The organism is Rhodoplanes sp. SY1, from assembly GCF_046000175.1.
Lineage (GTDB): Bacteria > Pseudomonadota > Alphaproteobacteria > Rhizobiales > Xanthobacteraceae > Rhodoplanes.
Genome location: NZ_JBEOMB010000002.1, coordinates 1 through 12,958, shown reverse-complemented (window position 1 = coordinate 12,958; position 12,958 = coordinate 1). Strand labels below are relative to the sequence as shown.

Annotated in this window: 12 protein-coding genes; 7 read left to right on the top strand and 5 right to left on the bottom strand. The window is 69.9% G+C overall.

Features of this window, described 5'->3' with window-relative positions:
• The first annotated feature begins 90 nt into the window (after positions 1-90).
• From garD to ABTU92_RS00360, 5 genes are all read left to right on the top strand, one after another.
• Positions 91-1,644, top strand: coding sequence for a galactarate dehydratase (garD, locus tag ABTU92_RS00380; protein ID WP_408086540.1), 1,554 nt, complete (start codon positions 91-93; stop codon positions 1,642-1,644).
• A 121-nt stretch (positions 1,645-1,765) separates the two neighbouring features.
• A complete protein-coding gene (locus ABTU92_RS00375; protein ID WP_408086538.1) occupies positions 1,766-2,752 on the top strand; it encodes a Bug family tripartite tricarboxylate transporter substrate binding protein in 987 nt (328 codons plus the stop codon).
• 190 nt (positions 2,753-2,942) lie between these two features.
• Positions 2,943-4,310, top strand: coding sequence for a glucarate dehydratase (gene gudD, locus ABTU92_RS00370; RefSeq protein WP_408086536.1), 1,368 nt, complete (start codon positions 2,943-2,945; stop codon positions 4,308-4,310).
• Between the two features lie 66 nt (positions 4,311-4,376).
• On the top strand, positions 4,377-5,162 hold the full coding sequence (garL, locus tag ABTU92_RS00365; RefSeq protein ID WP_408086534.1) for a 2-dehydro-3-deoxyglucarate aldolase: 786 nt from the start codon (positions 4,377-4,379) through the stop codon (positions 5,160-5,162).
• On the top strand, positions 5,072-6,133 hold the full coding sequence (locus ABTU92_RS00360; RefSeq protein ID WP_408086532.1) for a 2-hydroxy-3-oxopropionate reductase: 1,062 nt from the start codon (positions 5,072-5,074) through the stop codon (positions 6,131-6,133). Before garL ends, ABTU92_RS00360 begins: the two co-directional genes overlap by 91 nt.
• Before the next feature lie 485 nt (positions 6,134-6,618).
• Here ABTU92_RS00360 and ABTU92_RS00355 read toward each other — a convergent pair whose 3' ends face one another.
• Both ABTU92_RS00355 and ABTU92_RS00350 read right to left on the bottom strand, forming a co-directional pair.
• The gene (locus tag ABTU92_RS00355; RefSeq protein ID WP_408086530.1) at positions 6,619-7,308 is read right to left on the bottom strand and encodes an SDR family oxidoreductase; all 690 of its coding nucleotides are present in this window, start codon (positions 7,306-7,308) and stop codon (positions 6,619-6,621) included.
• Entirely contained in the window at positions 7,305-9,164 is a 1,860-nt protein-coding gene (locus tag ABTU92_RS00350; protein WP_408086528.1) for an aminopeptidase P family protein, read from the bottom strand. The genes ABTU92_RS00355 and ABTU92_RS00350 overlap by 4 nt, the downstream gene beginning before the upstream one ends.
• A 362-nt stretch (positions 9,165-9,526) precedes the next feature.
• On the opposite strand from ABTU92_RS00350, the gene ABTU92_RS00345 reads away from it, so the two are divergent.
• Positions 9,527-9,730, top strand: coding sequence for a hypothetical protein (locus ABTU92_RS00345; RefSeq protein WP_408086526.1), 204 nt, complete (start codon positions 9,527-9,529; stop codon positions 9,728-9,730).
• A 391-nt stretch (positions 9,731-10,121) separates the two neighbouring features.
• The gene (locus ABTU92_RS00340) at positions 10,122-10,385 is read left to right on the top strand and encodes a hypothetical protein (protein ID WP_111355974.1); all 264 of its coding nucleotides are present in this window, start codon (positions 10,122-10,124) and stop codon (positions 10,383-10,385) included.
• Here ABTU92_RS00340 and ABTU92_RS00335 read toward each other — a convergent pair.
• The 3 genes from ABTU92_RS00335 to ABTU92_RS00325 all read right to left on the bottom strand — a co-directional run bounded on the left by ABTU92_RS00335 (position 10,371) and on the right by ABTU92_RS00325 (position 12,938).
• A complete protein-coding gene (locus ABTU92_RS00335) occupies positions 10,371-11,312 on the bottom strand; it encodes a 50S ribosomal protein L11 methyltransferase (protein WP_408086523.1) in 942 nt (313 codons plus the stop codon). The genes ABTU92_RS00340 and ABTU92_RS00335 overlap by 15 nt on opposite strands.
• Before the next feature lie 555 nt (positions 11,313-11,867).
• A complete protein-coding gene (locus tag ABTU92_RS00330) occupies positions 11,868-12,500 on the bottom strand; it encodes a L,D-transpeptidase (RefSeq protein ID WP_408086521.1) in 633 nt (210 codons plus the stop codon).
• Positions 12,501-12,650: 150 nt separating this feature from the next.
• Positions 12,651-12,938: a type II toxin-antitoxin system HicB family antitoxin gene (locus ABTU92_RS00325; RefSeq protein WP_408086519.1), complete on the bottom strand. Its 288-nt coding sequence runs from the start codon at positions 12,936-12,938 to the stop codon at positions 12,651-12,653.
• Positions 12,939-12,958: the final 20 nt, after the last annotated feature.

Below are 12,958 nucleotides of genomic sequence, written 5' to 3'. Positions count from 1 at the left end.
TCGCCGCTCCAATCATACGACGACAGATGTTTTCCTGCTGGCCGATCCAGCAGGCCGCGTTCGCCGCTCGTTCGCCACGGAGTCGAGCCCATGACCACCGAAGCCGCGACCCGGACCAAGCCGCTCCGCATCAAGGTGCATGCCGACGACAACGCCGCGATCGTCGCCACCTCCGGCGGGCTGCCGGCCGGCACCGTGTTCGACGACGGGCTCACCCTCGTCGATCACGTCCCGCAGGGCCACAAGGTGGCGCTCGAAGACATCCCCGAGGGCGGCATCGTGCGCCGCTACGGCGAGGTGATCGGCACCGCCGACCGCGCGCTGCCGAAAGGCGCGTGGATCGACGAGTTCGCCCTGCTGCTCCCACAGCCGCCCGCGCTGGAGAAGCTGCCGCTCGCCACCCGCGTGCCGCCCGATCTGCCGCCGCTCGAGGGCTTCACGTTCGACGGCTACCGCAATCCGGACGGCTCGGTCGGCACCCGCAACATCCTCGGCATCTCCAGCAGCGTCCACTGCGTCGCCGGCACGGTCGATTACGTGGTGCGGCTGATCAAGGAGCGCCTGCTGCCGCGCTACCCGAATGTCGACGACGTGGTCGGGCTCAATCATCTCTACGGCTGCGGCGTCGCCATCAATGCGCCGGCCGCCGTGGTGCCGATCCGGGCGCTGCAGAACATCGCGCTCAACCCGAACTTCGGCGGCGAGATCATGGTGATCTCGCTCGGCTGCGAGAAGTTGCAGCCGGAGCGGCTCGTGCCCGAGGCTTACGAGGGCGCGGCGGACGACACGATCGTCCGCATGCAGGACGAGCGCTTCACCGGTTTCGGCGCGATGGTCGACGCGATCCTCGCAGCGGCCGAGACGCATCTGAAGACGCTGAACGGTCGCCGGCGCGAGCCGGTGCCGGCATCCGAGCTGGTCGTCGGCACGCAGTGCGGCGGCTCCGACGCCTTCTCGGGCATCACGGCGAACCCGGCGGTCGGCTTCTGCTCGGACCTGCTGGTGCGGGCCGGCGCCACCGTGATGTTCTCCGAGGTGACCGAGGTGCGCGACGCCGTGCATCTGCTCACGCCGCGTTGCAGGACGCCGGAGATCGGCCGCGCCCTGATCCGCGAGATGGCGTGGTACGACCGCTATCTCGCCGCCGGCGAGACCGACCGCAGCGCCAATCCATCGCCGGGCAACAAGAAGGGTGGCCTCGCCAACATCGTCGAGAAGGCGCTCGGCTCAATCGCCAAGTCGGGCACCAGCCCGATCTCGGCCGTGCTGGCGCCGGGCGAGAAGGCGACCACCAGGGGCCTGATCTTCGCGGCGACGCCGGCCTCCGACTTCGTCTGCGGCACCATGCAGCTCGCCTCCGGCATTACGCTGCAGGTGTTCACCACGGGTCGCGGCACACCCTACGGCCTCGCCGCCGTGCCGGTGATCAAGATGGCGACCACCAAGGACCTCTCGGCGCGCTGGCACGACCTGATCGACATCGACGCCGGGCGCATCGCGACTGGCGAGAAGACCATCGAGGAGATCGGCTGGGAGCTGTTCCACCTGATCCTCGACGTCGCCTCAGGCCGCAAGAAACCGTGGTCCGACCAATGGGGCTTGCACAACGCGCTCGCCGTCTTCAACCCCGCGCCGGTGACGTGACGACCACAAACTCGACGACCATCAACTAGATGCCATCGACCCGACGGCGATCGACCCGACGACTTCAACGAGAACAACAGCAGCACCTTCCAGCCTAAAAAACCCCCGGGAGAAACGCGATATGACGACAGACCTCAGCCGCCGCACGCTGCTCGCGCTCGCGGGCGGCGGTGCGACGCTCGCTCTCTTCCCCGCGCCGGCCTTCGCGGCGTGGCCCGACAAGGCCGTCACCGTGGTGGTGCCGTTCCCGCCCGGCGGCTCGACCGACATGGTCGCCCGCCAGGTCGGCCAGAAGCTGAACGAGCGGCTCGGGCAGCCCTTCGTGGTCGAGAACCGTTCGGGCGCCACGGGCGCCATCGGGGCGACCTCGGTCGCCCGCGCCCAGCCGGACGGCTACACCATCCTGGTCGCCTCGATCGGCGTCTACGCGACCAACCCATTCCTGCAGCCGAAGCTGCAATACGATCCGCTCAAGGACTTCGATCTTCTGACCGTCGCGGTGCGCGCCCCGAACGTGCTGGTCGCCAACCCGAAGTTCCCGGCCAACACGGTCGACGAGCTGGTCGCCGAGCTGAAGAAGAAGCCCGGCAAGATCTCCTTCGCGAGCTCGGGCGCCGGCTCGTCCGATCATCTCACCGCGGCGTTGTTCTGGCAGAAGACCGGCACCACGGGCCTGCACGTGCCGTATCGCGGCGGCGCGCCGGCGATCAGCGACCTCGTCGCCGGCCACGTCGACGTGTCGTTCCAGAACATCAACGCGGTGATCAGCCAGATCAAGGGCGGCAACCTGAAGGTGCTCGCCGTGACTGGCGACAAGCGCTCGCCGCTCCTGCCGAACGTGCCGACGCTGTCGGAGGCGGGCGTGTCGGGGGCCGACGTGTTCTCGTGGCAGGCGATCGCCGCGCCCAAGGGGCTGCCGGCCGACGTGAAGTCCAAGCTGCACGGCGAGATCGTCGCGTCGCTCAACGCGCCCGACGTGCGCCCGCGCATGGAGGAGCTCGGCTTCGAGATCGTCGCCAACACGCCGGACGAGTTCCGCGCCTTCCTGGTGCAGGAGCTCGCCCGCTGGAAGCAGGTCATCGAGGTGGGGAAGATCTCGATCGAGTGAGATCGAGAGGAGCCACGGGGTCTTGGTCATTCCGGGGCGCCGCGCAGCGGCGAACCCGGAATCCAGACCGGATGTCGACGTGTGTCGCTGGATTCCGGGTTCGCGGACCTCACGGTCCGCGCCCCGGAATGACGGGAATCGAACGAGACGCGCGTCAAAGAGTGGCGCTGCGCAGGAGAGAGACGACGCCATGACCACCAAGGATGCGGCCACCGCGCAGGGCACCGCCGTGAAAGGCACCCCGGTCGTCACCGGGCTGCGGGTCGTGCCGGTCGCCGGCCGCGACAGCATGCTGCTGAACCTCAGCGGCGCGCACGGGCCGTTCTTCACCCGCAACCTCGTGATCATGACAGACTCGTCGGGCCACACCGGCGTCGGCGAGGTGCCGGGCGGCGAGGCGATCCGCAAGACGCTGGAGGACGCGACGCCGCTCGTCGTCGGCCAGCCGATCGGCGCCTACAACGCGATCCTCAACGGCGTGCGAAAAACCTTCGCGACGCGCGACGCCGGCGGCCGCGGCTTCCAGACCTTCGATCTGCGCGTCACCATCCACGCCGTCACGGCGCTGGAGTCGGCGCTGCTCGATCTGCTCGGCCAGCATCTCGGCGTACCGGTGGCGGCGCTGCTCGGCGAGGGCCAGCAGCGCGACGCCGTCGAGGTGCTGGGCTATCTGTTCTATGTCGGCGACCGCAACAAGACGCCGCTGCCCTACGAGGCGCCGCCCGCCAAGGGCGCCGACTGGCAGAAGCTCCGCCACGAGCCGGCGCTGACGCCGCAGGCCGTGGTGCGACTCGCCGAGGCGACCGAGGCCCGTTACGGGTTTCGTGACTTCAAGCTGAAGGGCGGCGTGCTCGCGGGCGACGAGGAGGTCGCGGCCGTCACGGCCCTCAAGCAGCGGTTTCCCGAGGCGCGCATCACCCTCGATCCGAACGGCGCCTGGCATCTCGACGAGGCGATCCGGCTGTGCCGCGGCCTCGGCCACGTGCTCGCCTATGCCGAGGATCCGTGCGGCTCGGAGGGCAACTTCTCCGGCCGCGAGGTGATGGCCGAGTTCCGCCGCGCCACCGGCCTGCCGACCGCCACCAACATGATCGCCACCGACTGGCGCGAGATGGTGCACTCGCTGGTGCTGCAGTCGGTCGACATCCCGCTCGCCGATCCGCATTTCTGGACTCTTCAAGGCTCGGTGCGGGTGGCGCAGACCTGCCGCGACTTCGGCCTCACCTGGGGCTCGCACTCCAACAACCATTTCGACGTGTCGCTCGCCATGTTCACGCATGTGGCGGCGGCGGCGCCCGGCCGCGTGACGGCGATCGACACGCACTGGATCTGGCAGGACGGCCAGTTCCTCACCCGCAACCCGCTGCAGATCGAGGGCGGCCGGATCGCGGTGCCGACGGCGCCGGGGCTCGGCGTCACGCTCGACATGGACGCCGTCGAAAAAGCATACCGGCTCTACCAGGAGCACGGGCTCGGCGCCCGCGACGACGCGGTCGCGATGCAGTACCTGATCCCGGGGTGGACGTTCGACCGCAAGAAGCCCTGCCTGGTGCGCTGACTTTTCCGTGCAGACAACCATGCGCTCTCTCGGGCGCCTCACTCCCGCAAGACCGACGGATCCACGATGAGCACCCCTTACTGTCCCTTTCCAAATCAGTTCCGCGCCGACATCCGGTCCGGCAAGACCGTGATCGGCTGCTGGGCCTCGCTGGCGAGCCCGATCACCACCGAGATCCTCGGCCTCGCCGGCTTCGACTGGATTCTTCTGGACGCCGAGCACTCGCCCAACGACGTGCTGTCGCTGGTGCCGCAGCTGATGGCGCTGAAGGACAGCGTCTCGGCGCCGGTCGTCCGCCCGCCGTGGAACGAGCCCGTGATCCTCAAGCGGCTGCTCGATGTCGGCTTCCACAACTTCCTCATTCCCTACATCGAGAGCGTCGAGGAGGCCGAGCGCGCCGTCGCCTCCACGCGCTATCCGCCCGCGGGCATCCGCGGCGTCTCCATCGCCCAGCGCAGCAACAACTACGGCACGCTGAACCCGAAGGGCTACTTCCCGGGCATCAACGACAACATCACGGTGCTGCTGCAGATCGAGACCCGCAAGGGCGTCGAGGCCGTGGACGCGATCGCCGCCGTGGACGGCGTCGACGGCGTCTTCGTCGGGCCGAACGACCTCGCCGCCGCCTACGGGCATCTGGCGAACCCGGCGCATCCGCAGGTGCAGGAGGTGATCAGGCACATCTTCGATCGCGCCCGCGCCGCCGGCAAGGCTGCCGGCATCCTCACCGGCGTCGAGGCCGAGGCGCGCCGCTATCTCGAGTGGGGCGCCACCTTCGTCGCGGTCGGCAGCGACCTCGGCCTGTTCCGCAACGCGACGCAGGCGCTGCGCGACAAGTTCAAGGCGGGCTGAGGCCGGCATCGTCCGCCTTTCGTTCCACACATCGGCGTCGCGCGAAAAGCACCGGCGGCGCACCTCCGAAGGAGAGACACATGAGCAAGATCGGCTTCGTCGGCCTGGGCATCATGGGCACGCCGATGGCGGGCCACCTGATCGCCGCAGGCCACCAGCTCTTCCTGTACGACCTGCGGCCGCCGAAGGCCGAGCTGACCGACAAGGGCGGCGTCGTCTGCGCGTCCGGCAAGGAGGTCGCGGAGAAGTCGGACATCATCTTCGTGATGGTGCCGGACACGCCGGACGTCGGCGCCGCGCTGTTCTCCGAGGCCGGCATCGCGGCCGGCCTGTCGAAGGGCAAGATCGTCGTCGACATGAGCTCGATCTCGCCGGTCGAGACCAAGGAGTACGCGGCCAAGATCGAGGCGCTCGGCTGCGAGTATCTCGACGCGCCGGTGTCGGGCGGCGAGGTCGGCGCCAAGCAGGCGTCGCTCACCATCATGGTCGGCGGCAAGGACGCCGTGTTCGCCACCGTGAAGCCGCTGTTCGAGCTGATGGGCAAGAACATCACGCTGGTCGGCGGCACCGGCGCGGGCCAGACCTGCAAGGTCGCGAACCAGATCATCGTCGCGCTCACCATCGAGGCGGTCGGCGAGGCGCTCTTGTTCGCCTCCAAGGCCGGCGCCGATCCTGCCAAGGTGCGCCAGGCCCTGATGGGCGGCTTCGCCAACTCGCGCATCCTCGAGGTGCACGGCGAGCGCATGGTGAAGCGCAACTTCGATCCGGGCTTCCGCATCGAGCTCCACCAGAAAGATCTGAACCTCGCGCTCTCCGCGGCCCGCAAGATGGGCCTGAGCCTGCCCAACACGGCGACGGCGCGCGAGCTGTTCAACGCCTGCGAGGCCCACGGCGGCAAGGCCTGGGATCACTCCGGCATGGTGAAGGCGCTGGAGATGCTGGCGAACTTCGAGATCGGCCAGAAGAGCTGATCGGGACGGAGCGTCGCCTCTGATTTCGTCCTCATGGTGAGGAGCGATCCCCCCGGGTCTGCGCTTCGCGCAGCCCGAGGGCAGGCTCCGGATCGCGTCTCGAACCATGTGGCCCCGTTCCGGGGCCGCCCTCACCCTTCGAGACGGCCGCTTCGCGGCCTCCTCAGGATGAGGGCGGAACGAGAGCTGACGTCGCCTGTTGCGACCGCCGTCCGGCCGACCGCTTCTCCTGGCGGGGACCGGACGGTGACTGCCAGACGCGCCGCTGTTCGGCGCGGTCGGTCACTGCGGCCGGGCGAGAGCCCGGCCGATTTTTTTCAGATCAGCTTCTGTCGTGACGAAACGGCCCCGAGTTCCGCTCGTCCCCGCGCAGGGGTCCAGGGGCGACACGGCGCGACGCTCCTGGATGCCCGCCTTCGCGGGCATGAGCGGAGTGTGGGGCGCTTTCAATCGAAACTACACGTCGCGCCCCGGGACGGCCGCGCTCACCACTCCAGGCTCTTGCCGTCGTAGTTGAAGAAGCCGCCGGTCTTGTCGATCGTCAGTTCGTCGATCACGCCGACGATGCCGCGGGTCGACTGGGCGACGGTGAGGGCCGCGCCCTTGCCGCCCATGTCGGTCTTCACCCAGCCCGGATGCACGACCGCGACGGCGATGCCCATCGGCCGCAGCTCGGCGGCCAGCCCTTGCATCACCTTGTTCACGGCGGCCTTCGACGTGCGATAGGCGACGTCGCCGGCGCCGCCGCCGGAGAGCTGGCCCATGATGCTCGACACCGTGATGATGCGGGGCCGCTCGCCGCGGCGCAGGTTCGGGAACAGCGCCTGGGCGACGCGCAGCGGCGCCAGCGTGTTGATGGCGAGCGTCTGCGCGAAGCCGTCGAAATCCATGTCGAGCGCGCCCTGGCGGTCCGGGCCGCGCACGCCGGCATTGTTGACCAGCACGTCGACTGCCTGCCCGTCGAGGCTGCCGGCGAGCCGGGCCACCGAGTCCTGGTCGCCGACGTCGAGCCGATGTGTCGTGATCTGCTCCGGGTGGCGGGCGGCGACCGCCGCGAGATCGGGCGCGGCGGGATCGCGGGCGCAGGCGAGCACGCGGTCGCCGCGGGCGGCGAGCCGCTCGACGAGGCCGAGTCCGATGCCGCGGCTCGCGCCGGTGATCAGGAACGTGGTCATGCAGTCACTCCAGCGAATGCGGCGACCGGCCGCGTCGCTCGCGCGAGCCAGTCGCGGGTCGAGGTATCGAGCGCGGGCGACAGGGTCTCCCGCACGCGGGCGTGATAGGCGTCGAGCCAGGCGATCTCGTCGGCGCTCATCAGCGATGGAGAAACCAGCCGCAGGTCGATCGGTGCCAGCGTCAGCGTCTCGAACGCGTTCAGCGGCTTCTCGGCGCCGGGCACGAAAGGCGCTTCGGTGACGAGCAGCAGATTTTCGATGCGGATCCCGTAGGCGCCGGTCTTGTAGTAGCCGGGCTCGTCGGACAGGATCATGCCGCGCATCAGCGGCGTGGTGCCGAGCTTGGAGATGCGGGCCGGCCCCTCGTGCACCGAGAGATAGCTGCCGATGCCGTGGCCGGTGCCGTGGTCGAAGTCGAGCCCGGCCGACCATAAGAACATGCGAGCGAGGCTGTCGAGCTGGGCGCCCGTGGTGCCGTCCGGGAAGACGGCGCGGGCGACCGCGACATGGCCCTTCAGCACGCGGGTGAAGCGGTCGCGCATCTCGTCGCTCGGCGTGCCGATCGCGACCGTGCGGGTCACGTCGGTGGTGCCGTCGACATACTGGGCGCCGGAGTCGATCAGGAACAGCTCGCCGGACGCCAGCCGCCGGTTGGTCCGGCGCGTCACCCGATAGTGGACGATGGCTCCGTTCGGGCCGGCGCCCGCGATGGTCGGGAACGACACGTCCTCGAGCATCCCCGAGTCGGCGCGGAACCGCTCCAGCGCCTCGACGGCGTCGATCTCGGTCGGCATGCGGTCCGCCGCGCCGTCCCGGCAGGCGCCGTCGAGCCAGGCGAGGAAGCGGGTGAGGGCGAGGCCGTCGCGGCGATGGGCCGTGCGGGCGCCGTCGATCTCGGTCGGGTTCTTCACCGCCTTCATGAGCGCGATCGGATCGGCGCCGCGCGAGATCTGGCCGCCGGCCTCCGTGACGATGCGGGCGATGGCGTCGGCGCCGGTCGCGTCGTCGATCCGAATGGTCGCGCCGGTGGCGGCGAGGCGCGCGAGGTCGCGCTCGAAGGCGTCGGGGCCGGGCAGGTCGGCGAGGCCGGAGAGCGCCTCGCGCACCGCCGGCTCGATCTTGTCCGGGTCGACATGGAGGCTCGGACGGCCCTCGGCCGGCACGATGGCGGTCGCCAGCGGCAACGGCGTGTGGGCGACGTCGCTGCCGCGGATGTTGAACAGCCAGGCGACGGCGTGCGGATCGGAGACCACCAGGGCGGCCAGGCGGCCGGCGGCGAGCTCGCCGCGCAGGCGGGCGAGCTTGTCGGTCGCGGCCTCGCCGGCATGCCGGGTGTCGTGGATCACCACGGCGCCGCGCGGCGGCGCCGGCCGGTCGGCCCACACCGCGTCGACCGGGTTGGTCTCGACCGGCACCAGCGTGCCGCCGGCCTGCGCGCAGGCGCTCGCGAGCTTCTCGGCGCCCCGCACCGTGTGGAGCCACGGGTCGTAGCCGAGCCGGCGGCCGGCCGGCAGGTTCGCCTCGATCCAGTCCGACGGCGGCGTGTCGGTGAGATGGGCGATCTCGAACAGGTCGGGGTCGACCTGCTCGGCCGCCTGCAGGGTGTAGCGGCCGTCGACGAACAGCACGGCGCGATCGGCGAGCACGATCGCCGCGCCGGCCGAGCCGGTGAAGCCGGTGAGCCAGGCGAGCCGCTCGTCGCAGGGGGCGACATACTCGTTCTGCCAGCGGTCGGCGCGCGGCACGACGAAGCCGTCGAGGTCTCGGCGCGTCAGCTCGGCCCGCAGCGCCGCGAGGCGCGGTCGTGTCGCGGCCGGATCGGCCGGATCGTCGAAGCTCTGGAATCGGGAGGGCATGGCGGCAAGCTATCGGGGCCGGCGCAGCGCGGCAATGCCGCCCGCCGGGCGTGAATGCCGACGGCGGATCGCCGCAGCGGTCCGCTGTCGCGATCCGCCGCGTTCGATCTCCCGCGCGGGGGCATGGCTGCCATGCAGCCCGGATGTCGCTCCTGAATGAAAATGCGCGGCCGGGGAGCGGGGCGAAACGAGCCCGGTGCGCAACCGTGCCGGCGCGAGCATTCGTGTCGCGGCGCCGGACCCGCCCCGCGGCGGTTGTCGGACGCCCTCTTCACGGCGCTCGAACGCGGAGCTAACCTTCAGAAAAACAAGACGATACCAGGGACGACCAGGGAGGCTGTCGTTCGAAAGGAACGATCGCCATGTCGATTCTCAGCTTGAACCACGTCGGTTCGCTCGCGGACGGCAAGCCGGTTCCCCACGAGACCTTGCTCGATCGCGTCTTCCGGGCGCTCTATCGGGCCCGGATGGCCCAGGCCGAACGTGTCATCAACCATTATTGCCCGATCATCCACCAGGCCGGCGTCCCCACGCCCGGCGACCCGCCGAGCTGTCGGACGCACTGATCCTCGACCGGAGAGGGGGCAGCCCGCCGCCGTGGGTCGGGGATATCCCCGTTGGGGGCGGCAGGCTGCGCCACGGCGAGGGTTGCTCGCGGCTCATGTTGCGACGCACAAGATCGCCGCGGATCGTCGCGCGGACCCCCTGCCTGTGAATACAAGTCTGGCTAGTCGCATCTGATCAATTCTCGCAATAAGCGAGAAATCTTCTCTTCATGTGAAAGAACATTTCACCCTTGCGACAAAGGCGGGTCCGAATCCGGGTTTTCCCGCTGTCGCGAGTCGCGCGGCACGCCTATGTTGGCATTGCAGCAAAAAACACTGCAGTGCAGAAAATCGCTGCTGAGCACGGGTGGGAGACCGACAGGAGGGCGCAGACCAAAAAGGATCATGCGCCATGCCCACTGACAACAGCCCCGAAAAAGCCGCGGCCGTTTCGCCGTTCGCTCCGTACTACGCGTTTTTCGCCGATTTTTACGAAGCCCAGATCACCAACGCCAAGCACGTGCTCGATTATCACCTCGCCATGGTGAAGAGCTTCGGCCGCGTCAACGAGGACTTCCACTCCTACGTGGTCGGCAGCGCCATCGAGGCCCCGGATGCCGTCGCGCGTGCCTGGGCGATGCGCTACACGGCCGGCGGCCTGTCACCCTCGGCGTAGGACCAGCGTCGCCCATCCGTCGAGGGTGAGGCGGCCGGCGAGGCGGAGCCCCTGCGCCCGATAGGCCGCGAGGGCGGCGTTCGCCTGCGACGCCAGGAGCCCCGACAGGATCACGACTCCGCCCGGCCCGAGCGCTCCCGCGATCGGCCGGGCGAGCCTTTTCAGCGGCCCGAGCAGGATGTTGGCGAAGACGAGCCGGGCTTTTCCGCGCTCGCGGAATGCCGGTGCCGTCAGCCCGGCGCCGATCGCCAGCGCGACGAAGCCTCCGGCCCGGTTGAGCCGCACATTGTCGCGCGCCACCCGCACGGCGGCCGGGTCGATGTCGCTCGCCAGCACGGGCCGGTGCAGCGCGCGGGCCGCCGCGATCGCCAGCACGCCGGTGCCGGTGCCGATGTCGAGGATGGCCGATCCGCGCCGCCGCCGGTGGCCGGCGGGCCGGCGCGCCGGGCGGGGACCGTCGGTCTTCAGCAGGCGGTCGAGCGCCACGAGGCAGCCGCGCGTCGTGCCGTGATGGCCGGTGCCGAAGGCGAGCGCCGCGTCGATTTCGATCGCGATGCGATGGGTCGACACCCGGGCCCGGTCGTGGGCGCCGTGGACGACGAAGCGGCCGGCCGGCACCGGGGCGAGCCCCTCCAGCGAGGCGGCGACCCAGTCCTTCTGCGACAGCGTCTCGAAGACGAGCCCGGCCGCGGTCGCCGGGTCGGCGGCGAGGGCCACCAGGTCGCGAACGGCCGCCTCGTCGGGGGCGTGCTCGAAATAGACCTCGACGCCCCAGCTCCTCTCGTCCGGCATCTCGTAGGCCGCCACCGCGGTTTCCTCCGGATCGAAGCTCTCGCCGAGCAGGTCGGCGATGCGACGCGCCTGCGCCTCGGTGGTGACGAGGCGGGCGACCGTGGAGGGCCGGGCGGGCTGGAGTCCTTCGCGCATGCCGGCTGGTGTGGCCCGGCGCCGGGGCCGATGCAAGCGGCACGACGGCGACGCCGGGCTGCGCGGGGCGGGAGCGCGGCGCGGGCGCGGCCGATCGAGAGGCTGTTCCGGCGAGGGCCTCGATCGAAATCCTCACGATTCACATTAACGATCTAAAGCCGTGCGGCCGAGTTCGACCGAAATATCAACAGTCGGGTCTTAAGATTTATGGTTAACGATATGTAAATGCAGAAATTTCATCAGCTCGGTGACGGTCGCATGACGGTGGCCAGAGCGCGGCTCGGGGACGACACGATCCGGTCGCGGCGGCCCGCGACAGCCTCACGCGCCGCCGAATGTCCCCACCAATTCACAGACCAGTTCACAGGTCTCGCCGGGTCTCTTCCACACAGCTGTGCACATGCCTGTCCAATCGGGGGTCACAGCTCGTGCATGGCCTGTCCACAGGTTTGTCCACGGACCTGTCCCGGGCTCGTCGCCTGCTCGCCCACAGACTCCGCACAGGCTTGTCCACAGGCCTGTCCACAAACTTTCCCACTGGCCCGCCCGACCACCTTACCAGCGCTGATACGGGTACGGCGGCGGCGCGTAGGGGGCGAACGGACGGTAGACCGGCGCGTAGGCGGGGGCCGGGGCGTAATAGGTCCGCGGCGCGTAGACGACCTCTGCCGGACCGTCCGAAACCACCCTCCGGGGCGCCCGCGCCACCGCGGCCGGCGCGGCGCCAGTGACGACGATCCGGGTCGCGCCGGTGCCGTGCTGCTTGACCAGCGAGAACAGGGTCGCGGCATTGGACGGGTGCAGCCGCACGCAGCCGTGCGAGGCCGGGCCGCCGAGCCGCGAGATCTCGTAGGAGCCGTGGATCGCGTAGCCGCCGTGGAAGAAGATCGAGTAGGGCATCGGCGAGTTGTAGTACTTCTTCGAGAAATACGTCCGGTGCAACCGCTGCGGCGAGTAGGTTCCGCTCGGCGTGCCGTAGCCGGCCCGTCCGGTCGACACCGGCCAGGAATACCGCGGCGCGCCGTCGGCCACGACCGACATGGTCTGGGTCGACTTGTCGATGCGGACCAGCAGGGCCGCCGCGGCGGGGGCGGCCGGGATTACGAGCGACGGGACGACGAGCGCCGCGGCGAGGATCGCCGGGCGGACCAGCACGCGAAGACGGGTCATCACGCGAAGACGGGTCATGGGCTCACTCGGACTGGGGCCGACACCGGCCGGGTGGTTTTGCGCGCGACTCAACGTGCGACCCTGGGGTCGGTTCCGGAGGCTCGCATGAAATGGTTAGCGCAGACGGGTGGCGGGGAAGGGGCGCAGTGAGTCAGGGGGAGGGCGACTTCAAGCCGCGTCGGCTGCGACCGGCGCCGGCACCAGCGCCACCATGTGGGCTGCGATGTCGCGGGCGACCTCGGGGTCGCGCTTCAACTCGGTCAAGGTGCGGGCCGGCGGCATCGTGCGGCCATCCTCGGCCAGCGCCCCGGCGTAGAGCGCCACCGCCTCGGGCGCGTTGCGCAGAGCCTCGTCCAGATCATCGCCGCCCGAGAAGCACCCGGGCAGGTCCGGAAACCAGACACCCACGGCGGTACCCGGCCCAGCCTCCTCGACGATGGCGACGTAGTGGGTCATAGGGCAGGGCTATCGCGTTT

Bases quoted from the DNA above. Each gene is read 5' to 3' on its own strand.
- garD (WP_408086540.1), top strand. From the start codon at position 91: ATGACCACCGAAGCCGCGACCCGGACCAAGCCGCTCCGCATCAAGGTG.
- ABTU92_RS00375 (WP_408086538.1), top strand. From the start codon at position 1,766: ATGACGACAGACCTCAGCCGCCGCACGCTGCTCGCGCTCGCGGGCGGC.
- gudD (WP_408086536.1), top strand. From the start codon at position 2,943: ATGACCACCAAGGATGCGGCCACCGCGCAGGGCACCGCCGTGAAAGGC.
- garL (WP_408086534.1), top strand. From the start codon at position 4,377: ATGAGCACCCCTTACTGTCCCTTTCCAAATCAGTTCCGCGCCGACATC.
- ABTU92_RS00355 (WP_408086530.1), bottom strand. From the start codon at position 7,308: ATGACCACGTTCCTGATCACCGGCGCGAGCCGCGGCATCGGACTCGGC.
- ABTU92_RS00350 (WP_408086528.1), bottom strand. From the start codon at position 9,164: ATGCCCTCCCGATTCCAGAGCTTCGACGATCCGGCCGATCCGGCCGCG.
- ABTU92_RS00345 (WP_408086526.1), top strand. From the start codon at position 9,527: ATGTCGATTCTCAGCTTGAACCACGTCGGTTCGCTCGCGGACGGCAAG.
- ABTU92_RS00340 (WP_111355974.1), top strand. From the start codon at position 10,122: ATGCCCACTGACAACAGCCCCGAAAAAGCCGCGGCCGTTTCGCCGTTC.
- ABTU92_RS00335 (WP_408086523.1), bottom strand. From the start codon at position 11,312: ATGCGCGAAGGACTCCAGCCCGCCCGGCCCTCCACGGTCGCCCGCCTC.
- ABTU92_RS00330 (WP_408086521.1), bottom strand. From the start codon at position 12,500: ATGACCCGTCTTCGCGTGATGACCCGTCTTCGCGTGCTGGTCCGCCCG.
- ABTU92_RS00325 (WP_408086519.1), bottom strand. From the start codon at position 12,938: ATGACCCACTACGTCGCCATCGTCGAGGAGGCTGGGCCGGGTACCGCC.